The sequence below is a fragment of the Wolbachia endosymbiont of Aedes aegypti genome (genome assembly GCF_021496215.1).
Lineage (GTDB): Bacteria > Pseudomonadota > Alphaproteobacteria > Rickettsiales > Anaplasmataceae > Wolbachia > Wolbachia pipientis.
Genome location: NZ_CP090902.1, coordinates 245,545 through 270,370 on the forward strand (window position 1 = coordinate 245,545; position 24,826 = coordinate 270,370).

Here is a 24,826-nt window from a genome sequence, read left to right on the forward strand (position 1 = left end):
AAAGTGTCAGCCCCCATGACGCGTGAATTACGGGACTCAATACCTTCACTTTCGTTGCACCCTATGTTGTCCATTCCATTAGCTTTACTACGCTCGTTACCTTACGCAGCATAATGGTTTGTTCCAGGTTGCCGGCTAAGCTTTACCCGTGTTGGATTTTCACCAACTGTTCCTTACGCACTTCTTGGCGCACACATTTTACACCCCCCTTAAAATTAAAACAAAAGGTGGTAAACAAGATGTCAAACACAGATAACTCAACTACAAGCTGGTTTTTGTTGTAGTTAGATAGTTATTTTCTCACTTTCTTTACTTGCTTTAATTAATTCATCAAAATCAGATTCATGTAATTTGTCCTGTATAACTCTGTACTTTTCGTATTCTCCTTCAGCCAGGGCTTTTGCAACTTCAGCACTAACTTTACCGGCATCTTTAAGTACTTCATAATCATTGAATAATAGAAATGCATCCAATTTTTCAGCCCAGTCTTGCATTTTCATCAGCCGATTCTTTTTTGCTTGAAGTTCTGCATAATCTAGATACATCGAAACAATGTGGTTTAGTTCACTTAGTTCTTCTTCAGTTAAGTAATTTTTCGCAATACTTACATCACTCTTGTGAATTTTTTTACCTGGACCATCTTTCCATGTAGTTAGCCCCATATGTGGTTTTTTGTGATCAACCCGAGAACATATCAACTCTGCTGCAGTTAAACCATAAATTGCCCAATATAATTTGTTTTGTACTTTTGCGTAAAATTGTTTTGTTATTTCTGAATTTGGATCGTAATCTGCAGAACATTCGGCATAAATGTCGGTAATCTTCTGGTAAAATCTACGTTCGGATGCTCGTATTTCCCTGATTTTTTCAAGTAATTCATTGAAGTAGTCTTTGCCAAACTTTTTCCCGTTTTTTAGTCGTTCACTATCTAAAGCAAATCCTTTGATAATAAAATCCTTCAAAACTTTTGTAGCCCATACTCTGAATAATGTTGCTTTTTTAGAATTAACTCGATAACCAACAGCTATAATTGTATCTAAATTGTAAAGTTGTGTTGGGTAATTTTTACCGTCTGCAGCGGTTACCTCAAAAGTGGAAACAACTTCTTTTTCCTGTAATTCACCAGATTCAAATATGTTCTTGATATGCTTACTAATAGCTGGCAGTTGTACATCAAATAATTCAGCCATCCTTTTTTGCGTAAGCCAAAGATTTTCATCTCTGCATAAAACTTCAATTTCTATATTTCCACCTGGAGTAGTATAAAATACAATCTTATTCTCATCCATTATCTATCTCCTATAACTTACAAACAAACCATTGATCATCAATAGGAATTTAACCAATTAATTGTCTCTACTGCAACTAAATTCTTTAAAACGTCTTTAGAGGGCTATTATAACTTATTAATGAGCTGGATAGAGGGGAATATCTGTTTTATCAAAAATTCATGTGACCTCTTCTCAGCTCCAGTAAACAGTTATTTCCAAAATGGAAACAACTCAAATAGTAAGGTGTTTAGGAGGTCGGACTTCCGTTTAGCGGGTTCTTAAAGTTTAGGCTCTCTTTAATTTCTGAGCTGCATTCAAATTATTTTAACTTTTTTTCAGAAAATCCCGGAAAAAGTGGTGAGAAATCCGGAGTATAGGGGCATTGAGTGTAGATGTGCTTCAAACACAAAAGTCGGCAAATAAACAGAGTAGAAAAGATTGAAGGAAGCAAAAGAAATTTAGGCTTTTGGTAAGTTACGTAATTGAGAATTTGTATTTTTTTAGATGAGGTAAAAACTTTGTTTTAAGGCTAGATGCAACTTTAGGGTACAAATACTACTATTACCAAAGAACGCATATAATACCCCTTAGAACTCGAATAAATGGCATTCTTAGCAATTCTATTACTGTATAGCAAACTCACAGGTGAGTTTAGCACGTTTTTTACGCTTTGCAAAGAAAAATTAAAAAAAAGTGAACAGTTTTTGTAAAATCGGTGAATATATATAATACCAAGTCCTAACTAAGGTAGGTAGCATAAGATTCTTGTCATTGGCCAACAAAAACCCATTCATAGCGTATTTTGAAGGAACCAGACGATATTTAGCGCTACTTATAGTTTTAAATAATAGCAAATGTCAATCCTCACACTCGACCTCGGCAAACAAACCGGCTGGGCTATTCTTACAGATGGAGTAATTCAAAGTGGGAGTGAAAGTTTTCATGGTAATCGTTTCAGCGGAGGTGGAATGGCTTTGTTGCATCGCTACTTATGAAAGGCTAACTATAGTTAGGATTATAAGCAACCTATTGAAAATCTTGTTTTTTTGCAATCAATCTGATCAAATTTAAGAATAGTAATTTGTTATTTATATTAATAAATTTAATTCTATTGAAAATAGCTAAAGCATTGAAATTCTTGAATTTTAGCCAGATTAGTGAGTGGTAGTGAAATTTCTTTTACTCAAATTTAGGTATTCACTGACCGTTCTTGTTATAAATACCAGAATAATAAGCTACTGATATTCCCTATCTTTTTTATCTTTAATCCATCATAGCTAGCGATGCAACAAAGCCAGGTGGAATGCACTTCTTAAATTTTCGTAGGTGGCTCAATGAGATGAGGGAAAGATTTTCAGATATTGAAGCAGTGTATTTTGAAGAAGTAAGAAGACACCTTGGAACTGATGCTGCTCATTGCTACGGAGGCTTTCTAGCTCATTTAACAGCTTGGTGCGAGGAAAACAATATACCTTATCAAGGTGTACCTGTCAAGACGATAAAACGCTTTATCACCGGTAAGGGTAATGCAAGTAAAAGTGAAGTTATTGAAGCTGTGAAGGGAAAAGGGTTTATTCCTCAAGATGACAATGAGGGGGATGCTTTGGCGTTGATGTTCTATGTTAATAATTTTAGTAAAGATTTTAACATGCTAGATAGCGCATAGGAAGTGGGTCCTTCCCGCCAGCAAGGCTGATTTGGGAGCGAAACCCCGGACCTTCTCCAGCGTCAGACGTTTTTTAATTATTAACTTTTTGTTAAGAATTTAAACATAGCAATTTAATACACTAATATGAACTTAGCAACACACTACTATCCTATTGAAAATCTTGTCGAATATGATCGCAACCCTCGCAAGAATGACGATGTAGTAAACAGAATGTGCGCCTCTATTCGGGAATTTGGGTTTTGTATTCCAATAGTTGCAAAAAGCAATGGCACTGTGGTTGATGGTTATTTACGCCTCAAAGCAGCAAGAAAACTGGGTATGGAAAGTATTCCAGTAGTCCTCAGTGATAACTTAAGTGAAGCCCAAACCAAAGCTTTTCGGTTACTAGCAAATCAATCAGCTAACTGGGCAAAGTGGGACGATGATCTTTTGAAGTTGGAAATTCAAGAGTTAGAAGATTTGCAGTTTGACCTAAAAATGACTGGATTTGAGCTGGAAAAGGTTCAACGTTTTCTTGATGATTTAGATGGAGAAAACAGTGAAAAAGAAGATTTTTCCGACTTAGCCGGTGATAGCAAAAAGGTAAAAATAACAAAACCAGGGGATCTATGGATTTTAGGTGGTCATCGAATCTACTGTGGTGATAGTTGTCTGGTTGAATCATTTAAAGCGGTATTAGACGATAAAATGGCAGATATTACCGTGTGTGACCCTCCGTATAACGTAGCATATGGTGACAGTCAGGAAAGAGAAGACAAAAAAATACTAAACGATGATCAAGGTGAAAAATACGAACTTTTTCTGTATGACATTTGTTCTCACGTTTTAGCGTACACCAAAGGTGCAATTTACATCTGTGCATCATCATCCGAGCTGGCAACGCTGCAAAAGGTATTTGAAGAAGCAGGTGGTCGTTGGTCGACATTTATAATTTGGGCAAAGAATCATTTTACGCTAGGAAGATCTGATTATCAAAGACAATACGAAACAATACTCTACGGTTGGAAAAATGGCAATAAGCGTGAGTGGCATGGAGGACGTAATCAAAGTGATCTCTGGTTTTACGATAAGCCAACGTACAACTCACTGCACCCAACGATGAAACCAGTGGAGTTAATGGAGAGAGCGATAGTAAACAGCAGTAGACCAGGGGACATAGTTCTTGATCCATTTAGCGGGTCTGGGAGTACGTTGATTGCATGTGAGAGGACAGGAAGAATCTGTAGAACGATAGAGCTAGATCCTACGTTTGTAGATGTGACCATAAAACGTTGGCAAGTATACACGGGAAGAGAAGCGATACTTTCCAATACTGGCAAAACCTTTGCCCAAATTCAAGAAGAAAAACGGTAAAAGAAGGGAGAAAAAAGTGGAAGGAGGAAAAATCACGCAGACGGAATGGGCAAGAGAACTAGGAGTTTCAAAGCAATACGTCTGTTACTTAGTAAAGAAAGGAATAGTTGAGCTGGAGGATGGTTTGATTGACCGAGAACAAGCAAATGAAGCGGTGGCAGCAATACGAGATCCAAGTCAACCACTGAGGAGAAAAAATCCAGAAGGTGAAGAAGTGGGAAATAATAAACTTTCCATGATGTTGCTAAAAACGCGGATAAAAAATGAGATGGAGCGGGGAAGACTGCTCGAGGCAAAAGCAAAAGCTGAGATTGGTGAACTTATCTCAGTAGAAGAAGTAAAGACTGAAGCATTTAATGTTGCAAGAGTTGTCCGTAATAATTTGCTTAACATTCCAGATAGGGTTTCAGCGTTACTAGCATCGATAAATGACACAGAGAAGATCCATGAGACACTGACTGAGGAAATCAGAACAGCTTTAGAAGAGCTGACACAAAGTGTATTTTAATGACTACATATAAATTACTGAAAAAGCGTCTTATCGCCTTGGTGAGCCTAATTCACATATTAGTTGCAATAATGATTTTAAGTAAAGCGTCAGCAGATACTTATTGTAGAGGGAAAATACCTTTTTCTCTTAGCTGTGTAAAAGTATAAAAATTGCAGCAGATGGCATTATGATATATAGCAGTAGCTTTTATACAGGGTTAAAGCCAGATCCACTGCTCAAAGTATCAGAGTGGGCAGATAGAAATCGTCAACTTTCAACGATAGCATCATCAGAGCCGGGGAAATGGAGAACAGAGAGAACGCCGTACCTTAAGGAAATAATGGATTCACTATCTTCGTCTTCACCGGCCGAAAAAGTGGTATTCATGAAAGGAGCGCAGATAGGCGGAACAGAAGCTGGAAATAACTGGATAGGATATATAATCGACCAAACACCAGGCCCTATGCTGGTAGTACAGCCAACAGTAGAAATGGGCAAGCGTTGGTCAAAGGGAAGATTTGCGCCGCTCATTGAAGATATGCCATGTTTAAGGAGTAAAATAAAAGACCCAAGGTCGAGAGATTCAGGCAACACTGTACAAAGTAAGGAATTTCCCGGAGGAACGGTAGTAGTAACAGGTGCCAACAGTCCAGTGGGTTTACGTTCAATGCCGGTAAGATATCTTTTTTTAGATGAAGTAGATGCATATCCAGGAGATTCAGGAGGAGAAGGAGATCCAGTTTTACTCAGCATAGCCCGAACTAATACATTTACGCGGAGAAAAATATTCTTAGTTTCAACACCAACGGTTCACGGAATAAGCAGAATAGAGAAGGAATTTGAGAGTTCAGACAAACGATACTTTTTTGTACCTTGTCCACATTGTGATCACTATCAGGTGCTGAAATGGTCACAGATAAAGTGGAAAGATAAAGATCCCTCAACAGCCCATTATGTGTGTATAGAATACAGCGGCAAAATAGAAAACCATCAAAAAACAGAGATGCTAGCTAGAGGTGAATGGAGAGCAACTAGGGAGGAGGGAAAAAAAGAGGCAAAAATAGGGTTTCATTTATCGAGCTTGTATAGCCCAGTTGGTTGGTATAGTTGGAAACAAGCAGTGGAAGATTATCTGCATGCAAAGGAAAATGAACAATTACTAAAAGTTTGGATAAATACAACACTCGGAGAAACCTGGGTAGATAAGGGAGAAGTACCAGACTGGAAGCAACTATTTGAGCGTCGAGAAAATTTTCCGATAGGCATGGTGCCAAAAGGTGGAAAAATAGTGTTAACGGCAGGGGTTGATGTACAAAAAGACCGCTTAGAAGCAGAAGTAGTAGCATGGGGTATGGGTCGTGAGAGTTGGTCAATAGACTATCAGGTATTAGAAGGTGATACTGGAAGTGGAGAAGTATGGGGGAAACTGTCAGAGCTCTTGAATCATCATTTTATCGGTGAAAATGGGCTTGAATACATGATAAGTATGATGGCGGTAGATGCTGGGTATGCAACACAGGAGGTATACAATTGGGTAAGAAGTCATCAAGGATCGGGAAGAGTAATGGCAGTGAAAGGGGTAAACAAAGCCCTAGTGCCGCTTAACAGCCCAAGTAGAGTAGATGTAACAGTTGGCGGACAAAAGCTAAAAAGAGGAATAAAGCTCTGGCCAGTTGGAGTATCGATATTAAAGTCAGAATTGTTTCAGTTGCTGAATGTTTTAACAGAAGGGGCGCCGGGATATTGTCATTTTCCCGAATATCCACCTGAATATTTTAAGCAGCTAACCGCAGAGCAACTAATTACCAAAGTAGTAAAAGGATATACCAAACAAGAGTGGCAAAAGATAAGAGACCGAAATGAAGTATTAGATTGCAGAGTTTACGCAAGAGCAGCGTCTATTGCCCTGGGGATTGATCGTTGGCCAGAGAGTAAGTGGGAGAGTTTAGTAGGTGAAAAAGCTAAAAAGTCAAAAAAAGTGAGAAGAAGTCAATGGTTGAGTGAGAAAAGTTGATGTACAACCAAGAATATTTAACTCAAGTAAAAGAAGCGATAAAGAAGCTACAGAGCGGGGAAAGAGTAGTATCGATTGCATATGGCGATCACGTGGTTAGGTACGGAGAAGTGCAGATAAATGACCTCTTGAGCTTAAGACAACGCATTAAAGCTGAGCTGAAAGTTGCAGGTGTGAAGAGAAAGATTGTTATTTCAACGAATAAAGGAATTGACAAGTGAAAATGTAATACTGTACGTTAGATAATTTATAAATATAGGGGTAACATGATAGGAAATGTAGAAAGATTGCAAAGAGAACTACTTGAAGAAATGGGGTCTATTTCTTTGGGGAGTAGTAATACAAGGGCATTAGAGATTGTCAATCAATTAGGAGAAGATCACATTAATGATACTATTATGACTCTTGATGGCAGGCAGTTTACAGCTTTAGATTGTGCAATTATGTTTGACAGTCAAGGTAATAATCCAAGAATAAATGAAAGGCCGAGAATAAATAACAATGCATTTAGAGAATTAGAAGGTGCTATTAGGAGTGCTGGAGGAAGAACATCAGAAGAATTGGGTAGAAGACAAGATATTCCTTATGATCGAGAAAGCTTTAATGAGCAAGTGAGTACGTTTTTAACAGACGTTACTATAGAGCATGTTATGGCAGGGAGACTACATCTAATGGTTTAAATTGAATGCGGAAAAAATTATCCTAACGGAAAAAAGCTGAGGAAATTGGTTAACCAATTGTTAAGTATTTAAAGGAGATCCGGGACGTAAAGAGGAGAGTTGTGATTTCGACGAACAAAGGGATTGTATAAAGAAATACTTATTGAAAAATTAAAAGAGATACTGTATAATTAGTGTAACATCTAGGTTTGGTTAAACATATGGTAAACTCAAGAGTTAATGTAACCTTCAATCCAAAAACTTCACAGCATCTTATTGAACTAGCTAAAGCAACTAAGCAGTCTGTTCAAAAATTAACAGAAAAGCTAATCAAAGAAGCAATTGAGCTTGAAGCAGAAGACATTGCGTTTTCCAAAATTGTTAGGGAGCTTGATGCTGACGATTCAGAAGAAGTAGAGGATAGTGAAGACATCTGGAAATAAGCGGTACACTATAAAATACCTTAAGCATGTTCTTAAAAGGAATTTGCCCTCCTTACCAGAAGCTATAAAGCCAAAAATTAAAGATGCAATAAGAGAGTATCTTGCAACTGATCCCATTGGTAATGGTGTATTGCTACGTAATAGATTAAAAGGACACAGAAGAATAAGAGTTGATGATTATCGTGTCGTCTATCGTGTAAATACTGCAGAACGTAAAGTAACTATTGTTTCAATAGGACACAGGGACAACATTTACAAGCAGGCAATATTAGATCTACTAAAACATTAAGAAAAGACATTTGTGCAGGAATCTCTTGCATAAATAGAAAATGTCAACAGCTTGTTTTCTCCAGCAGCTTGACGTAATTTTAAATAGCGCAACAATTTATTGCCCAATTAATAGTCTAAATGTTACTCAAATCATTCAAACAATTATTCCGCAAACCAAAAATCAAGAGCTCAGCCTGGGATGCGTCAGGCTCAGGAAGAAGATTATTGCACTTTCAACCAGAAGTAGGAAGTATAAATAGCTTACTTTCCCAGAGCCTTGAACACCTGCGTAGTCGGTCACGTGACATGGTAAGAAAGCACTCCTATGCGGCAAACATAATCGATACGATAGTGAGTAATTGCGTTGGAACGGGAATAAAACCGCAATCAAAAGCCAAGGATGGAGAATTTCGGAAAAAAGTGCAAGAATTATGGCTGAGATGGACAGATGAAGCAGACAGTAGTGGAGTAAGTGATTTTATGGGTTACAAGCTTTGGTTTGTAGGAGCATGATAGAAGGAGGAGAATGTTTTGTAAGACTTCGAACAAGAAAACGAGAAGATGGTCTTTGTGTGCCGTTGCAATTACAAGTACTTGAGTCAGAGCATTTAGACAATAAGAGCAATCAAACCCTTGCCAATGGTAATGTAATTAGAAACGGGATTGAATTTAACCGACTTGGGCAAAGAGAAGCGTATTACCTTTTTCGAGAACATCCGGGTGAAGGCTCGTTTGGAGAATCAGTTAGAGTGCCAGCAAACGATGTTTTACATATCTATAGACCACTAAGACCTGGGCAGATTCGAGGAGTACCATGGTTGTCCAGTGTACTGTTAAAGCTCTATGAACTTGATCAATACGATGATGCGGAATTAGTCAGAAAAAAGACTGCAGCAATGTTTGCGGGATTTATTACCAGACTTGATCCTGAAGCAAACATCATGGGAGAAGGAGAGAGTAATGAACATGGAGTAGCGCTGTCTGGCTTAGAACCTGGGACTATGCAATTACTTGATCCCGGAGAAGATATTAAGTTCTCGGAACCATCAGACGTTGGGGGAAGTTATGAAGCATTCATGAAACAGCAGCTTAGGGCAATAGCAGTAGGCACAGGGATAACTTACGAGCAGCTAACAGGAGATCTAAGTGGTGTCAATTATTCATCAATAAGAGCTGGGTTAATAGAGTTTCGTAGGAAGTGCGCGATGTTACAGCATAACGTGGTAGTATTTCAGCTTTGCCGGCCAGTATGGAATAGGTGGCTAGAATTAGCACTACTCTCTGGAGAACTGGACATAGGTGAAAATTGGGCAAAAGAAACAGCAAAAGAGGTAAAATGGATACCGCAAGGGTGTGCTTACGTAGATCCACTAAAAGACCAGCAAGCACAGCAAATGGCAGTAAGAAATGGATTTAAGAGTCGATCGGAAGTGGTTTCAGAACTAGGTTATGATGTAGAAGAAATAGACCAAGAAATTGCTGAGGATCAAAGACGTGCGAGTGAACTGGGCTTAAGTTTTGATTCTGATGTGAATTCTAATGCTGAAATGATATAAAATTCTATTTCTATGACAAATGGGTTTTTATTGCCCCAGACACAAATAAAAAATTTTAAAAACATATGACGACACAAATAAATTGGATGAATAAGCCGATGATGATAGAGCAAAGGAGTTTTGAATTATTGTCATTACATGCTGGAAAACACCCTACGTTTAAAAACATAAAACACACTGCAGAAAACAACGTAGAAAAAATAGCAATAATACCAATACATGGAATTTTGACCAAGAAACCAGGAGCTTTTGATGACATGTTGGGAATGACATCATATGAGAAGATACGTGAAGAGATAGAAAAAGCTTTAATAGATGAAGAAGTAGAAACAATAATTTTGGACATAGACAGCCCTGGAGGGGAAGTAAACGGTTTATTCGACCTTTCTGATTTTATTTACGAAGCAAGGGGATTAAAAAAGATCGTAGCAATAGCAAATGATGATGCGTATTCTGCGGCGTATGCAATAGCGTCAAGTGCTGAAAAAGTATTGGTAACGAGGACTTCAGGAGTTGGAAGCATAGGAGTAATAGCAAGTCATATAGATCAAAGTGGGTTTGATGAAAAACAGGGGATAAAATATACCACAGTATTTGCAGGAAAGAGAAAAAACGATTTAAATCCGCATGAGCCGATAACATCAGAAAGTGTGGAAAGCTTACAAGATGAAGTAGACCGCCTATATGAGATGTTTGTCGAGCTTGTAGCAAGAAATAGGAATCTTTCCACGGAAAAAATCAAATCAACGGAAGCAGAGCTATATTTTGGTGAGAAAGCAATAGAGATTGGACTTGCTGATGAAGTGATAACATATTCTGAATTTATAGATAGGAGAAACAATATGAGTAAAGCTGAATTTAACTATAAGGGCCACACCATCGATGCTGATGAGTTAATGGAAGAATCAAAACGAATAGGTTATGAGAGGTGCCGCAAGGAAGTATGAGAGGTAATAAGATTGTGTAATTTGTCAAAGATGCCAGAGAAGATAGGAGAATTTATTGAGCAGGATGTAAACGCAAAACAAGCCCAAGAGATATTAATGTCGATACTGGCGGAGAGAACGAAGAAGACAGAGATACTGAGCACAATACCACAAAGTTCATCAGAAGATTTAATGATGCAGGTAGCAAGAACTCGAGCGCAATCTGGCATTTGAGAAATTTAGGTACCAGCAATTACAAATGCCGCGGTAAACAAGTCCGCCAGAATAGACAATTATAAAGTTTTCACCGCGACGTATAGCAACTTTAAACACCGCGGTAAACAAATCTTGTAACCGCCGTATATAACACTAACAAAAGCGGCGGTAAAACAATTAAGGAGATGGTATGAATAGTTATTGCTTGGTTGGAAGCATGAGAAGATAATACCTTCTCAGAGTGGATAGGTGGCAGATTGAAAATGTTTGTGAGGCCCTTTCTGCTTTTTGCAGTATAGGAAAAAGACCTCGTGAAGGAGATTAATCGCCCCTGCCACCGAAAACCATCGTGCGGCCTATAAAATTTAGTGACCGCGTATAGGAGAATGGACCAACCGGTAATATTCTACTCTGATATGTTGGAGTATTCAATAAGGGAGAAGATTTATGCGTTACATAGGTGTTGATTTACATACTAATAGTTTCACTGCTTGCTACTTAGAACAGGAAAAACCAGAGTATATTAAAACGTTTCGCTTACAGGATTTAGGTAATTTTATCAAAAATCTTCAAGAAACAGATGAAGTAGCCTTAGAGGCAACGGGAAATAGCTGTTTCTTTTATGATGAAGTGTCACCTTACGTTAAGCGCGTTGTTGTGGTTGCTCCCTTGCAATTTGAAGTTATTCGTCGTTCTGTGAACAAAACAGATAAACATGATGCAAGAGCTATTGCTTTTTTTCTCAGCAAAGATATGTTGCCTGAAGCAAAATGCAAGAGCAAACAATGCCAACAGTTAGCTTCTCTTCTTAAAACAAGAGATCAGTTAGTAAAATCACGGGTATCTTTAATCAATAAAATACATGGACTTTTCAATTACCACGGAATAAAGATTAAAAAGGAAGTACTGACAATCAAAGCGGGATTTGAATGCTCTCTTGGTAAACATGATTGGAGTCACTTGGAAAAGGTTGAGATTGAAGTGATTAGCAGTAATCTGGAAGTCATTCGAGAAAGTCTCAAAAAACTTGAAAAGGAAATTATAGCTTTTGCTCAGCAGCTTCCTGGATTTAATAATCTCATCAGCATTAAAGGTATTGGTGCGATTTCTGCAGCAGTTTTTGTTGCAACAATTGGTGATATTAATGATTTTAGTAATCCTGAAAAACTTACAGCTTATTTTGGAGTTGTACCGCGAGTTTCTCAATCCAATCAACAATGCACAATTGGAAGAATTACTAAACGTGGATCAAAAATTGGGCGTACTTCTTTAGTACAGTGTACTTGGATTGCTATACGTTATAGTCCTTATCTGAAAAGTTTTTACGAGCGTGTGAAAAAAAGCGTGGTTCTGCTAAGGCTATTATTGCTACTGCTAGGAAGTTTCTCACAACTATTTTCTATACTCTTAAAAACAACTGGATTTTCAAAGATTTTACAAAATATGAAATTTCTTATTGACAACAATCATAGGAGAAACATTTATGAGTTGTATAACCGAACAAAATAACCTTGGTGACCTATTAAAGTATGAGGCATCAAATCTATACTCAAGAGACCAAATAACAGTAACAAAGGGGCAAAACCTAAGCTTGGGTACTGTAGTTGGCTGTAATATTGAAGATAATGTAATTAAGATTATCAATCCAACTGCAACAGATGGTACGCAAACAGCTATAGGAGTGATAGCAAGTGATGTAAACGTGAAAGAAAATACCAAAGCAGTAATCATTACACGTATAGCAATGCTAGCAGATCATGCAGTTGTGTGGCCAGCAAATATAACAGAAGAGCAGAAAGCTGCAGCAATAAAGCAACTTGAAGCACGAGGCATCATTATCCGCAAAGGGGTTTAGAAGCCCAGCAAACATCTTAATCATTCGCAAAGGGCTTAAAAGCCAACAAACATCTACAGCATTAGAGGGGAAAAAACATGCAAAATCCATTTACAAATTCAGCATTTAGTATGACGGAATTAACTAAAGCAATAAACATATTGCCGATAAATTATGGTCGAACAGAAAGCTTAAATTTATTTCCAAGTAGATCGGTAAGATTCCGACATATTACGATAGAAGAGCAAAACGGTGTTTTGAGCCTATTACCAACGCAAGTTCCCGGAGCACCAGCAACAGTGGGAAAACGTGGAAAACGAAAAATAAGAACGTTTACGATACCACATATTCCCCATGATGACGTAGTGTTACCTGAGGAAGTGCAAGGGATAAGGGCATTTGGGTCAGAGAATGAACTGAAAGCGTTGGCTAACGTGGTAACAGATCATCTGGAATTGATGAGGAACAAGCACGCGATAACGTTAGAACATTTGCGAATGGGGGCGTTGAAAGGGATTATTCTGGACGCTGATGGCAGTGAATTGTTAAATCTTTACAACGAATTTGAAATTACGCCAAAAGTAGTAAATTTTGCACTGGGAATAGCAACAACAGATGTAAAGCGTAAGTGTATGGAAGTACTCCGGCATATAGAAGATAATCTAAGTGGTGAATATATGACAGGAGTACATGCTTTGGTAAGCCCTGAATTTTTTGATGCATTAACTTCGCATAGTAAAGTAAAAGAAGCATATGAAAGATGGCAAGAAGGAGCAGCGCTTCGGAATGATATGAGATCAGGATTTACGTTTTGTGGAATAACATTTGAGGAATACAGAGGACAAGCAACTGATCCTGAAGGAACCGTGAGAAGATTTATTGAGAAAGATACAGGTCACTGTTTTCCACTTGGTACAGCAAGCACATTTACTACTTACTTTGCGCCAGCGGACTTTAATGAAACGGTAAATACACTAGGACAACCGCTCTATGCAAAACAAGAGCCAAGAAGATTTGATAGAGGGACTGACCTTCATACCCAATCAAACCCTCTACCAATGTGCCATCGCCCAGGTATACTTGTAAAACTTGCTGCATAACAGGTGAGGTAAAGCTAAGTGCAGATTGTTTTTAATACCCCGAACAGGAGGCATTATATCAACTAAAGAATAAAAAGCAACTAAAAAATTATGTTTAGAGATATTAAAAGATTATTTGCAGATTGTTTTGCACATCTAGGGCAGCAAGCGTTGTATGAATCAAAGGATAAGTCATATATGGTGCAAATATTAAAACAACAGCCAGATAAATTATACGAGATTGGTGAAGGACAATTTGTAGGGGAGATATTGATTTTGGAGGTGAGTATATTCGATGTATTGCAGCCAGTAGTAGATACCGTCTTGCAAGTCAACAAAAAAATTACAAAAATTGTTCAAGCTGTATCATAAAATTAAAAAATACTTCCAATTCACATTTTGTGTAACGGTACACAGATTATAGTTAGTGAATATGTTGATAAGTAAATTTCCGCTTTTTTGTACGTATAAAATTAATTTACTTATCAACATATTCACTAACCAGTTACAAAATTTGTGTAAGATGCTATTTTACATAATTGGAGCGTTTTTTGATTTTAAAGCACTAAACTTTCAGCCAAACTCCTAGCTCTGTAGTTTTTGATATGATCTGGATCAAAAGCCTTCTTTGACCTTAAAACACCAAAAACAATATGGAGTAACTTACGCATTGCAGCTCCCACAATGGCCATGTTATGCTTGCCTTTCTCTTTTAACCTTTTGCAAAAAGTCATAATAGTAGGATTATGATTCTTAGCTACTATGGCAAGAAAGTACATTGCCTTACATAATGTTCGTGAACCGGATTTACTTAATCTGGGCTTGGCATGTACAGACGTACCTGACGTTATATTTCGTGGTATAGCTCCAGCATATGCTGCCAATTGCCTGGCATCCTTGAAAGCTTTTATGTTAGGAACTTCAGCCAAAATAGCTACTGCTGATTCTTCTCCTATTCCTGGAATGGTCAATAGAAGTTGAAAATTTTCCAACAATTCTTTGTGTTTATTTAATAGTTCACGTAAGGAGTTTTTTATTCTTTCTATTTTTTGTTTTATGTTCATTGCAAGGTCTTCCCAAGCATTTGCAACTTCTTTAGGCAGTCTCTCTTTTTTTTCTAAGTGGTTATTTACTAATGTCAATTCATCTTTTAACGCAGCCGAGCAACGATAAAGATGCTTTAATTTCTTTAACTCAGGAGAAGGTGGTGCCCAACGAATAGGTTCCTGTCTTTGGCAATAATCGGCAATTATCTCTGCATCAGTCTGATCATTCTTTTGTCGTATAAGCTTACTTTTTGCATAAAATCTTATACAAGCTGGATTAACAACACTCACAAAATGTCCAGTATTGTGTAGAAATTCAGCTAAGGCTTCACTATAACAACCAGTAGCTTCCATGCAGGCTTTTACTTGTTCTACATTATGCTTTTGTAGAAAGCTCAGTAAACCTTGAAACCCATGATCATTATTCTTGAAACTCCTTTTCCTGGTTTCACGTTTTCCTTTGTTGCTTATGAATGAAAGAGAAACATCAAAGCGATCTTTTGATATGTCTATACCCAAAAAGTTGTTGATCATATATAACTCCATACGTTACTATTAAAATGAAAAGTAAGGCTAACCTTGTGGATACAGAATTATAACCATTTAGGTCTTTCTACGATACCGTTCAGCCTATACTTTTGAGAAGGGAACTCTTGTCTACCACACAGATTTTATATCTAAGGAGATATTCAAAGTTCTTCCCTTCTCCACCTAATGCTTAAGCTTAAAACATCAGATGCTTTTGACAAGATACAAGGAGATATCTTTATTATTGATAAGCGTAAGTACAAAGTATATTCACCACCACTTAGGGACAATTCGGGAATGCTATGGAAAATTCAAGCGTCAGGGGTGTAGATGCGTATTAACATCGAAGTCACCGGTAGTATTATACAAAGTATAGATGCTGAAAGGAAAAAAGTGGAAAAAGCAACGGTGAGGGCACTAAACAAAACAGCACTATGGGTAAGGTCACAAACTGTCAAACAAGTTAGCGAAGAAAAACAAATACCAAAAAAAGCAATGAGAAAAAAGTTAAGTGTGGATAAAGCAAATAGAAAGCGCTTATGGTCAGTAGTAAAGCTCAGTTCGCAGTGGATAGGAGTAGCAAAACTTGGGAGTATAAAACAGACAAAGATAGGAGCAAAAGTAGGAAGCCGTACGTATGAAGGAGCATTTATAGCAACAATGAAAAATGGTCATATAGGAATCTTCAGACGAAGGTATACCACGTCTTTGCCAATAGATGAAATTAAAATAAATACCCATGCTCGGGAAACAATGAAAGAGTTAGTCTCTAATGAAGTAGAGAGAGTATTTGAGAAGTATTTTGACCATGAACTTAATTTTATTTAAGAGCGTATGTTTTGGAGAGATCTACATCAGAAGATTTGTAAAACGCTAAAAGAAGAAATCCCAGCAATACAAACGTGCGAAGTGTATCCAGCAGTACGTAGGGAAATAATAGCGCCAGCAGCATTTGTAGAGCTTGCAAGTTTAGAACCAGGGAAAGATCCGGGGACTGAGGAATTAGCGTTGAGGGCAAGATTTGAGGTAAGAGTGGTAGTTGATGGAACAGTTGAGGATTCTCAGGTAGTGGTAAGGTCACTGGCAGCGGAAATTGCAAGGGTAGTGAATAAGAATACTTGGGACGTGGAAAATGTTTCAGCAGGTGAATTTATATCAGCAGGAGGGGATGATTTTAAACCAGAGTTGGATGCATATTTGGTGTGGTTGGTCGAATGGGTTCACGAGCTACATACAGGTCAATCAATGTGGTTAGAAACTGGTATCATACCACATACAATAAGTGTTGGCGAAAATGTTAGAGCATAATTTTGCAATTTCAGAGCTGAATAGGAAGTTAGCGAACATTATTCGTATAGGTCTAGTTAAAGAAGTAGATTATGAAAAAGCAAGAGTGCGGGTAAAAATAGGGGAATTTTTAACGGATTGGCTTCCGTGGGTAACGGCAAGAGCAGGAGAAGATAGAAGTTGGTTTGCGCGAATATTGATGAGCAAGTAATAGTATTATCGCCATATGGAGAGTTGTCATTAGGGGTAGTATTACCAGCAATATATCAGGAGAAATATCCCCCTCCGGAGAATAAAAAGGAAATAAATAGTGTAAAATTTCAAGATGGGACAAAGTTATCATATGAGCAAGAAAAGCACCATCTTAAGATAGATGTAGTGGATAAAATAACGTTGAAAGTAGGAGAATCAAGTATGAAGATTACCAAGAGAGGCATAAAACTCAAAGCAAAGAGAATCGACCTTAATTAAGTATGGCTAAAGCTGTGGTTTGTATAGGGGATTATTGCAGTGGAATACCAGCACATGTTTGTATGAGTGGAAGCAGCGATGTTTTTGTAAACGGTAGATCTGTGTGTCGAAAAGGAGATATCTTAACTCTAGGGGAGAAACTAACTCAGGGATCAAATAGCGTATTTGTTAATGATATTGGCATAACAAGAACAGGTGACTTGGTATCGTGTGGTTTTCATGTGATGGGTGATAGCAAAAATGTATTTGCAGAATGAGAGGCATGAATGCTAGCACGGGAAAGGAATTGGAAGGATTAAACCATCTAAAGCAATCGATAGTTGACATACTGACCACGCCGATAGGATCACGTGTTATGCGAAGGGATTATGGGTCAAGACTACTTGAATTAGTAGATAAGCCAATTAATAGGGATTTAACTTTGGAAATCTATGCAGCAGTAGCAGAAGCTCTACAAAAGTTGGAGCAAAGATTTAAGTTAGAAAAAGTAAAAATTACAGAAGTGAAAGAAGGAAAGGTCAATATTTCATTAGATGGTATTTATCTACCAAATGGGAAAAATATTCATTTTGATGGGATTATGGTATAGAGATGGAGCAGCCAAATATTATCGAACCACTGAACTTTGAAGAGATTTTTTCCCGGATGAAAGAAGAATTAGTAAGTCGTGATGAAAGTTTTACGGCATTAGTAGAAAGTGACCCAGCAATAAAGATTTTAGAGGTAGCAGCATGGCGAGAACTTTTGCTGAGAGAAAGAATAAACGAAGCGGCAAGGAGCAACTTACTGAAGTTTGCAAGGGGGGAAGAACTTGATAATTTAGCTGAGTTTTATGGAGCAGAGAGGCAAGATGGAGAAGAAGATGAACGATTTAGAAAAAGAATCAAGGCAAAAATAAAAGGCTGGTCAACTGGAGGAAGTAAAGAACATTATCGATATCATGCACTCTCAGCAGATAGAAGAGTAAAGGATGCGCTGGTTGAATCAAAAGTGCCAGGGAGTGTAGAGATCTCGATTTTATCCACGGAGTTATCCACAAATGGCATAGCATCTGAAGAACTACTTGATATTGTAAGAAAGCGAGTCACCAGGGATGATATAAGGGTATTGACAGATACGATAACAGTAGTTGGTTGCAATATTATTGAAATAGATATCCACAGCAAAATTAGCATTAAAAGACCGGATATTATTGAAACGGTGAAGAAGAAATTTATCGAAAAATTTGAAGCAACGAAAAGATTGGGATGGAAGGTGACAAAATCATGGATCATAGCAAATCTATTTGTAGAAGGGGTAGAAAACGTGGAATTAATAGAGCCAAGAAAAGATGTTGTGGTACTGGGGAATGAGTGCGTTTGTTTAGGCAAGCTAGAAATCGAATTAATGGGCAAAAGCTAATGTTACTTCCACCTAATAGCACAAAAGAAGAAAGAGCCATAGTAGAGGCTATCGATTACAAAGTTGATCCAAGCAGGATAAAAGGATTTAAGTTTAATTCTAAAGATGAAATACTACCGTGGATAATAGAAGAATATGGATTGGGGGAAATTCTGCGTTGGGTAAAAGACAAAGGAAAGGCGATAAGAGAAGGAATAAAATTTCAAAGACTGCGTGGTACACCTGCCTCACTGAAAATAGCATTAAAGTGGGCAAATATAGAAGATATTACGATCATTGAAGAGCCACCCGGTAAACACTTTTTTGAGTTGCAGGTAGGGATAAGAGATGTTCCGAACGACTTCTTCGTGGATGCAGTAGTAGAACTAGCAAAACTATCATTGCCAGCAAGATCGAGGCTAATGAGGCTTTTCAATGACCACTATAATATTGGAAGATTTATTTTAGATGAAAGCTTTTTTGGCAGCTTATTATCAGACTACTCTGGTACAAAGATCGAAAAAGATGGACCAGTGTTATCATTTGGGAGAGTAAATTTTTTCAGGTCTAGTGGTCCAGTTGTTAGGATTATAGAGAACTATCTACGCAATCATTATGAACAAGCTTTGAGCAATGATATATATCGCCTAGATGTAGCAATACTTGGAGAAACCGAGCCTCATACTAAGAACTATAACGGTATTTATGAAAGGAATCATGTGTGGTATAACTTCAAAGCGCTATATCCGCTACCACAGAGCTTATTACCGGCAATTAAGTTTGCTAAGGCACAAATAGTATTATCAGATAGCTGGAACTTAGGGGAAATAAACGCATGTTTTCCGGTTACTAGTATAGAAGAGGAAGGGGATAAATTTTTGTTGGGAAGTAGCAAACTATCTGAACAACTGTGGAATTTAAAATATAAACCAGTTTTAGAAAGGTTTAGCGTTACTCACCACTACAAGGTAGAAGATTTTACCAACCAGAAAGTTATAAGATTTGGTTTAGCAGAACACAATGTTCATTTTGAAAGCGATTTAGATTCAGAGCAAAAGGATTCAATACATGAGTTAGAAAGGTACATTTTAGTGTTTTACCCAGGTGTACTAACATGGCACGAACATCGACATTTGAACAGAAGTTGGGAAGAAAAACAGGTCGTATGTTTAATGAGTTAAATACATATACTTATATCTTCATACACTACATTAATATTCGGTAAAAATGTGTGTTTTTTGAAAAAAAGAAGTTGCTTTTCCATGCCAAAACAGCTATAAATTAGGTAGGTGTAGGTAAACAAAAAAGATTTACCAAACGCTAGAAGTTAGGAAGTTTTATAGTGAGGTACATCATGTGGATTAGTCAAGAAGAAAGGGATGATTTTAATGAATTATTTCAAGAGTTGCTTGCAGGCAAATTGTCTAAAAAGCATATAAATAGAAAAAATGAAAACGGTGAAACAATGTTGCACCGAGCAGCAAAAATGTCGACGAGAAAAAAAGTAAACTGGCTGATATGGGAAGGAGCAGATGTAGATGCAAGAGATAACGAAGGTTATACACCACTGCACTCAGCAGCGCTTGGAATGCGTCTGGAAAACGTAAAAGAATTAATAGAAGCCAGAGCAGATATAAACGCAACCGAAGAAGATGGAAATACGGCACTACATCTAGCGTGTATGGTAGGTGGAAAAAAGATAGTAGAAGAGTTAATAAAAGCAGGGGCAGAAATAAACCTGGTAAGTATATCAGGATTTAGCCCAATGTATTACGCAAGTGATGAAGAGACAAGGGAGGTATTAAAGAAAAAAGGAGGAAAAATAGTGAACAAACAGAGGGAGTTAATGGAAAAAATAAGTAAGGTATCGGAAAAGCAGGTGGTAAATGGTGGAAAGAAGCTAAATGATGTGGAGGAAAGGGCTGTAGATGTTTGCAGACTTTTTGTGAGGAAATAAGAGGCTAAATATATGGAAAAAATAGAAGAGAAAAGCTGGCAACAGCAGGAGAGGAATTGCTATTATTTAACAGATTAAATATATAGATTTATATCTTAATATAATATGCTGAAAAAATGTGTATATTTTGTAAAAAAAACTTGCTTTTTATGCCAAAACAGCCCTAAGTGAAAAAGTAGCTGGTAAACAAACAAAGTTTGCTAAGCGCTAAAGTGAGCCAAATTGGAGCCACTTTATATTGCATTAATAGCTGAGGAACTTATGGTAAAATTTAGTAAGAAAGAAAGAGAAGAATTTAATAAGTCGTGGAAAGAAGTATTAGATAACTCAATAGAAAATATTAACAAAAAAGACACAAAAGGAAGGACGATACTACATTACGCGGTGGGAATGCCAGATCCGAAAAAAGTGAAATTATTAATCAAAAAGGGAGCAGATGTAGATGCAGCAGATGCCGGGAAATATAGACCACTACACCTAGCAGTGATGGGGCAACGTCTAGAAAATACAAAAGAGCTGATAAAGGCAGGAGTCGATGTAAACGCAGTGGAACGAAGTAGCAAATTTGCCGCGTTACACCTTGCGTGCATGGTAGCAGAGATAAAAATAGTAGAAGAGCTAGTAAAAGCGGGAGGGAATGTGGAACAAAAAGATAAATTTGGCAAGACCCCAATGGATTATGTGAGAAATAATAAAGAGATAAAAGAAGTGTTAGAGAACGTAAAAATGGCAAATAAACAGAGGGAATTTATAGAAAGAATAAGAGTTGTATCGGAAAGTACAGCAGCAGGTGTGATAGTAGCAAAAGAAGAGGTGAAAGAGCTAGAAACTATGGATGAAAAAGTGCTATGAGCCGCAACTTTTTTTTAAATTCAGAAGCTAGGATGGAAGGAATAGAAAAGAAAGTATTGAATTTAGAGAAAAAAGCGTTGGAAGAGCTGAGAAAAATATGGAGGAAGGTCTTTGTGGAAGAAGCGCCTAGAAACTCAAAGAAATATTTGATACCAAGATTGGCGTATAGGTTGCAGGAGAAAGCGTATGGAGAAATATCAAGAAAAGGAGCAAAAAGACTAAAATACCTGGCAGATCGGCTAGAACAGGGAAAAAGGATAAGTAGCGATAAACTGCCAGCAGTAGGAACGGAGTGGATATTAGAAAGAGGTGAAGAAACGCATGCAGTGATGGTAACAGATAAGGGTTTAATCTACAGAGAAGAATTTTTTACGTCATTATCAGCGGTAGCCGGAAAAATAATGGGAATGAGCTACAACGGTCCTTTATTATTTGGGATGCGTGATAAAAAGGTAAGTTGAGAATGCTAAAAGAGGTAAGGTGTGCGATATATACGAGAAAATCAAATGAAGACGGGCTAGAGCAGAAGTTTAATAGTCTTGATGCACAGCGAGTAGCATGTAAAAAATATATAAAAAGCCGAGAAGGGTGGGTAGCATTAGCCAAAAGGTATGATGATGGAGGCTATTCAGGAAGTAATTTAAATAGACCAGCGATAAAGGAATTATTTGAAGATGTAAAAGCCGGAGAGGTAGACTGCGTGGTAGTATACACGTTGGACAGGTTATCAAGGGAAACGAAGGATTGCATAGAAGTAACGTCATTTTTTAGAAGGCACCGGATAAGTTTTGTAGCAGTGACGCAAATATTTGATAACAACACACCAATGGGAAAATTTGTACAAACAGTGTTATCAGGAGCGGCACAGCTAGAAAGAGAAATGATAGTAGAGAGAGTAAAAAATAAAATAGCAACATCGAAAGAGGAAGGATTATGGATGGGAGGGAATGTGCCACTAGGGTATGATGTAAAAGAGAAGGAATTAATAATAAATGAAAAAGAAGCAAAAGTAATAAAGCATATATTTGAGAGATATATGGAGCTGAGATCAATGGCAGAATTGGCAAGAGAGTTAAACAGAGAAGGATATCGAACGAAAGCAAAATCAGATATCTTTAAAAAGGCCACAGTGAGGAGAATAATAACAAATCCGATATATATGGGAAAAATACGGCATTATGAGAAGCAGTATAAAGGAAAGCATGAGGCAATAATAGAAGAAGAAAAATGGCAAAAGGCACAGGAATTAATAAAGAATCAGCCATATCGAGGCAAAAAATATGAAGAGGCGCTACTAAAGGGGATGATAAGATGCAGATGCTGCAAAGTAAACATGACGCTGACATACTCAAAAAAAGAAAATAAAAGGTATCGATATTATATATGCAATAACCATTTAAGAGGAAAAGGTTGCAAGTCGATGAACCGAACAGTAGTAGCCGGAGAAGTGGAAAAAGAAGTAATGAAGAGAGCGGAATGCTTATATGAGAATTGGGAAAAAGGGGCAAAAAAAGAAAAATGGGAAAATTTAAGTTTTGGAAAACAGAAAGAAGCAGTGAAGAAATTAATAAAAACAGTGTGGGTAAGAGAAGATGGAATAGAGGTGTGTTCTGAGTCAGAGGAAAAATTTATACCAATGAATTTAAAGAAGAAAGGAAACAAATGCACAGTAGTGGAACCAGAAGGAAAAACAAACAATGCGCTACTGAAAGCAGTGGTAAGAGCCCATCTTTGGAAACGTCAACTAGAGGAAGGAAAATATAGAAGTGTGAAAGAGCTGAGCATTAAAATTAATATAGGTACAAGACGTATACAACAAATTTTAAGATTAAATTATTTAGCACCAAAGATCAAAGAAGACATAGTAAATGGGAGACAACCGAGTAATTTGCGGTTAGTTGATTTAAGGGAAATACCGATGCTATGGAGTGAGCAAATGGAAAAATTTTACAAATTAGCGTCTTAAAAATCACACAATTAATACGTTATTAACGCAACTAACTTATAAAACAAACATTATACGAAGGGAAATACTATGCCAGTAAAGAAAAAAGAGCGTACTGATAAATTATGTGGATTAACAGAAAAAGAGAAAGGTAAGTTTGATACTCTGAAGCAAGAAATAGAAAATCTAGGGAAAAAAAAAGTCCTTTATGTTCTGGAGAAGGACGAAAAATGAGAATAGCATTGCTGAAAAATTTAATGATGATACATTACAGAAAATTTTAACAACAAAAATACCTTATAGTGAAGAAGGGAGGAAAGGAGTATTTACGCTACCGTGTTATGCTATATCTCTTAAGAATAATCAAGCTTTTGAGACGTTTTTACAAGAAGCAGCAAAACGAAAATTTTTAAAAGATCTTCTGAATGACGAATTAAACGGAGAAATTCTGGGTGTTCAAAAAACAACCTACACGGTACTAGCATACTGTATTTCAGAGAAAAATAGCAAAGCTGTTAGGGCAGTTTTAGAAGTTTCTAAAGAAAACGGTATTTTGAAAGAAATCCTCGACCAGAAAATGATAAAAGAAAAAGCAAATAGCCAGAAGATAAGCTATACACTAATTGATTATGCTAATAAACAAAATTGTAAAGAAATTGTAGCAACTCTCAAGGAATTTAAAGAAAGTCTTAATATAGAAGTTAAACCTGTAAGTGGTAATGCTGAAACTAGCTGTGAAGATATCAATAAAGACTGTGAAGATCTTGAAATACATGAACCTATGCTTGCAAGCAGTGAAGAAGCTAAAAATATTTTAACAAAAGATGATATAGATCAGACACAAAGTTCCAGTATTTCTACAACCACTTTTACTGAAGTTGTGAAAAGAGATCAAACGCAATCGTGCTCTCATAGCAAATCTAGAAGTGCTGAGAACGGAAAATCATTAACAGAAATAAAGCATAAAAGAAAATTAATCAAAACTGATACAGAATCAAGAGAGAAGTTGACAGATAATTTAACATGGGAAAGTAAAGCTACAGCTCAATTGCGTGGAGATATTAATAAAGATAGCGAGCTAATATTTGAAACCAGTGAGAAAGCTCAAAATGCTTTAACAGAAGAAGAGCCTGATATCCCATCTCCAACTGAACTATATTTTGATAGTAAAGGAAATTCTGTAGACGAAAAATCATCAAAAAAGGCAATTCAACCAATTGTAGCTGGTGTTGTTGGTGCAGTGTTATTGGCAAGCGGTGTTGCATTGTATATCATGAAAATGCCTGTAATAGCAGCGGTTGTGGGAATAGCTGGATTGGTGTGTCTGAGCTTTGCGTTGTATAATGTGCTAAAGCCCAGCACAAAGCTAGAAAAAGTGGAAAGTGTGGAGCAGCCTATTCAGTCTTCTTTGAATCTAGCATAAAAGGCTATGCTCAAAAAATCATAAACAACAAGATAACTTCTTTAGAAGATTTCTTAAACTATTAACTAAGAATTACCTCCGTTAGTCCTGCTGCTATTTTTAACAATAACTTGACGTGTATAACCTATAGAAACATCCTCCCTTTTTTGCTTATATC

At 37.1% G+C, this 24,826-nt stretch carries 28 protein-coding genes and 4 pseudogenes; 30 read left to right on the top strand and 2 right to left on the bottom strand.

Translation table 11 applies throughout. From position 1 onward, the window contains the following. Positions 1-284: 284 nt before the first annotated feature. Entirely contained in the window at positions 285-1,289 is a 1,005-nt protein-coding gene (locus tag L0Z58_RS01290) for a virulence RhuM family protein (RefSeq protein ID WP_010962468.1), read from the bottom strand. 836 nt (positions 1,290-2,125) lie between these two features. Between L0Z58_RS01290 and L0Z58_RS06995 the strand changes: the two are divergent. The 16 genes and pseudogenes from L0Z58_RS06995 to L0Z58_RS01365 all read left to right on the top strand — a co-directional run. Then, positions 2,126-2,254, top strand: a pseudogene (locus L0Z58_RS06995) (Holliday junction resolvase); the annotation flags it as partial. A gap of 314 nt (positions 2,255-2,568) precedes the next feature. Next, positions 2,569-2,937: pseudogene (locus tag L0Z58_RS01300) on the top strand (Holliday junction resolvase); the annotation flags it as partial. Between the two features lie 126 nt (positions 2,938-3,063). Continuing rightward, complete coding sequence (locus tag L0Z58_RS01305) at positions 3,064-4,293, top strand: DNA modification methylase (protein ID WP_010962471.1); 1,230 nt, start codon at positions 3,064-3,066, stop codon at positions 4,291-4,293. 16 nt (positions 4,294-4,309) lie between these two features. Next, positions 4,310-4,801 carry a MarR family transcriptional regulator gene (locus L0Z58_RS01310; protein WP_010962472.1) on the top strand — a complete coding sequence of 164 codons (492 nt, stop codon included), beginning with the start codon at positions 4,310-4,312 and terminating at the stop codon, positions 4,799-4,801. 169 nt (positions 4,802-4,970) lie between these two features. Continuing rightward, a complete protein-coding gene (locus tag L0Z58_RS01315) occupies positions 4,971-6,797 on the top strand; it encodes a phage terminase large subunit family protein (RefSeq protein ID WP_010962473.1) in 1,827 nt (608 codons plus the stop codon). Beyond that, entirely contained in the window at positions 6,797-7,018 is a 222-nt protein-coding gene (locus L0Z58_RS01320) for a gpW family head-tail joining protein (RefSeq protein WP_010082193.1), read from the top strand. Before L0Z58_RS01315 ends, L0Z58_RS01320 begins: the two co-directional genes overlap by 1 nt. Before the next feature lie 45 nt (positions 7,019-7,063). Beyond that, entirely contained in the window at positions 7,064-7,477 is a 414-nt protein-coding gene (locus L0Z58_RS01325; protein WP_010082194.1) for a hypothetical protein, read from the top strand. Between the two features lie 200 nt (positions 7,478-7,677). Further along, complete coding sequence (locus L0Z58_RS01330; protein WP_010082195.1) at positions 7,678-7,899, top strand: hypothetical protein; 222 nt, start codon at positions 7,678-7,680, stop codon at positions 7,897-7,899. Further along, the gene (locus L0Z58_RS01335) at positions 7,880-8,188 is read left to right on the top strand and encodes a type II toxin-antitoxin system RelE family toxin (protein ID WP_010082196.1); all 309 of its coding nucleotides are present in this window, start codon (positions 7,880-7,882) and stop codon (positions 8,186-8,188) included. Before L0Z58_RS01330 ends, L0Z58_RS01335 begins: the two co-directional genes overlap by 20 nt. Positions 8,189-8,307: 119 nt before the next feature. Continuing rightward, positions 8,308-9,725: pseudogene (locus tag L0Z58_RS01340) on the top strand (phage portal protein). A gap of 65 nt (positions 9,726-9,790) precedes the next feature. After that, positions 9,791-10,672, top strand: coding sequence for a S49 family peptidase (locus tag L0Z58_RS01345; protein WP_369800658.1), 882 nt, complete (start codon positions 9,791-9,793; stop codon positions 10,670-10,672). A 30-nt stretch (positions 10,673-10,702) separates the two neighbouring features. Beyond that, the gene (locus L0Z58_RS06885) at positions 10,703-10,885 is read left to right on the top strand and encodes a hypothetical protein (RefSeq protein WP_369800659.1); all 183 of its coding nucleotides are present in this window, start codon (positions 10,703-10,705) and stop codon (positions 10,883-10,885) included. A 429-nt stretch (positions 10,886-11,314) separates the two neighbouring features. Then, positions 11,315-12,327, top strand: a protein-coding gene (locus tag L0Z58_RS01350; RefSeq protein ID WP_076611893.1) for an IS110-like element ISWpi14 family transposase whose coding sequence is annotated in 2 segments (ribosomal slippage) — positions 11,315-12,203 and positions 12,203-12,327 — 1,014 coding nt in all. Because the reading frame shifts where the segments join, the coding sequence is not laid out codon by codon here. Between the two features lie 23 nt (positions 12,328-12,350). Next, on the top strand, positions 12,351-12,722 hold the full coding sequence (locus tag L0Z58_RS01355) for a head decoration protein (protein WP_010962475.1): 372 nt from the start codon (positions 12,351-12,353) through the stop codon (positions 12,720-12,722). Between the two features lie 77 nt (positions 12,723-12,799). After that, positions 12,800-13,801, top strand: a complete 1,002-nt coding sequence (locus L0Z58_RS01360) for a major capsid protein (RefSeq protein WP_010962476.1) — start codon at positions 12,800-12,802, stop codon at positions 13,799-13,801. Between the two features lie 90 nt (positions 13,802-13,891). Then, the gene (locus tag L0Z58_RS01365; protein WP_010082171.1) at positions 13,892-14,152 is read left to right on the top strand and encodes a head-tail joining protein; all 261 of its coding nucleotides are present in this window, start codon (positions 13,892-13,894) and stop codon (positions 14,150-14,152) included. Between the two features lie 185 nt (positions 14,153-14,337). On the opposite strand, the gene L0Z58_RS01370 is transcribed toward L0Z58_RS01365, so the two are convergent. Beyond that, the gene (locus L0Z58_RS01370; protein ID WP_010962477.1) at positions 14,338-15,360 is read right to left on the bottom strand and encodes an IS110 family RNA-guided transposase; all 1,023 of its coding nucleotides are present in this window, start codon (positions 15,358-15,360) and stop codon (positions 14,338-14,340) included. 180 nt (positions 15,361-15,540) lie between these two features. On the opposite strand from L0Z58_RS01370, the gene L0Z58_RS07000 reads away from it, so the two are divergent. The 14 genes and pseudogenes from L0Z58_RS07000 (at position 15,541) to L0Z58_RS01435 (ending at position 24,669) form a co-directional block, all read left to right on the top strand. Further along, positions 15,541-15,684 (top strand): head-tail joining protein, encoded by a 144-nt coding sequence (locus tag L0Z58_RS07000; RefSeq protein WP_010962478.1) that lies wholly within the window; start codon positions 15,541-15,543, stop codon positions 15,682-15,684. Beyond that, positions 15,685-16,182 (top strand): phage tail protein, encoded by a 498-nt coding sequence (locus L0Z58_RS01375; RefSeq protein ID WP_010962479.1) that lies wholly within the window; start codon positions 15,685-15,687, stop codon positions 16,180-16,182. 6 nt (positions 16,183-16,188) lie between these two features. Next, positions 16,189-16,662: a hypothetical protein gene (locus L0Z58_RS01380; protein ID WP_010962480.1), complete on the top strand. Its 474-nt coding sequence runs from the start codon at positions 16,189-16,191 to the stop codon at positions 16,660-16,662. After that, positions 16,649-17,112 (top strand): annotated as a pseudogene (locus tag L0Z58_RS01385) (phage baseplate assembly protein V). Before L0Z58_RS01380 ends, L0Z58_RS01385 begins: the two are co-directional and overlap by 14 nt. Positions 17,113-17,114: 2 nt before the next feature. After that, positions 17,115-17,369: a PAAR domain-containing protein gene (locus L0Z58_RS01390; protein ID WP_010082109.1), complete on the top strand. Its 255-nt coding sequence runs from the start codon at positions 17,115-17,117 to the stop codon at positions 17,367-17,369. Further along, entirely contained in the window at positions 17,366-17,701 is a 336-nt protein-coding gene (locus L0Z58_RS01395; RefSeq protein WP_015588922.1) for a GPW/gp25 family protein, read from the top strand. Before L0Z58_RS01390 ends, L0Z58_RS01395 begins: the two co-directional genes overlap by 4 nt. Before the next feature lie 2 nt (positions 17,702-17,703). Continuing rightward, positions 17,704-18,513: a baseplate assembly protein gene (locus tag L0Z58_RS01400; RefSeq protein WP_010962482.1), complete on the top strand. Its 810-nt coding sequence runs from the start codon at positions 17,704-17,706 to the stop codon at positions 18,511-18,513. After that, positions 18,513-19,673: a phage tail protein gene (locus L0Z58_RS01405; RefSeq protein ID WP_015588924.1), complete on the top strand. Its 1,161-nt coding sequence runs from the start codon at positions 18,513-18,515 to the stop codon at positions 19,671-19,673. Before L0Z58_RS01400 ends, L0Z58_RS01405 begins: the two co-directional genes overlap by 1 nt. Before the next feature lie 173 nt (positions 19,674-19,846). After that, positions 19,847-20,449 carry an ankyrin repeat domain-containing protein gene (locus L0Z58_RS01410; RefSeq protein ID WP_010962484.1) on the top strand — a complete coding sequence of 201 codons (603 nt, stop codon included), beginning with the start codon at positions 19,847-19,849 and terminating at the stop codon, positions 20,447-20,449. A gap of 222 nt (positions 20,450-20,671) precedes the next feature. After that, entirely contained in the window at positions 20,672-21,301 is a 630-nt protein-coding gene (locus L0Z58_RS01415; protein ID WP_022626238.1) for an ankyrin repeat domain-containing protein, read from the top strand. 32 nt (positions 21,302-21,333) lie between these two features. After that, the gene (locus L0Z58_RS01420; protein WP_010962486.1) at positions 21,334-21,762 is read left to right on the top strand and encodes a DUF2924 domain-containing protein; all 429 of its coding nucleotides are present in this window, start codon (positions 21,334-21,336) and stop codon (positions 21,760-21,762) included. 2 nt (positions 21,763-21,764) lie between these two features. Beyond that, complete coding sequence (locus tag L0Z58_RS01425) at positions 21,765-23,267, top strand: recombinase family protein (protein WP_010962487.1); 1,503 nt, start codon at positions 21,765-21,767, stop codon at positions 23,265-23,267. A gap of 69 nt (positions 23,268-23,336) precedes the next feature. After that, positions 23,337-23,480, top strand: coding sequence for a hypothetical protein (locus L0Z58_RS01430; protein WP_010962488.1), 144 nt, complete (start codon positions 23,337-23,339; stop codon positions 23,478-23,480). Further along, positions 23,455-24,669 (top strand): WD_0033/WD_0034 family tandem repeat-containing protein, encoded by a 1,215-nt coding sequence (locus L0Z58_RS01435; RefSeq protein ID WP_010962489.1) that lies wholly within the window; start codon positions 23,455-23,457, stop codon positions 24,667-24,669. The genes L0Z58_RS01430 and L0Z58_RS01435 overlap by 26 nt, the downstream gene beginning before the upstream one ends. The last annotated feature ends 157 nt before the right edge of the window (positions 24,670-24,826 follow it).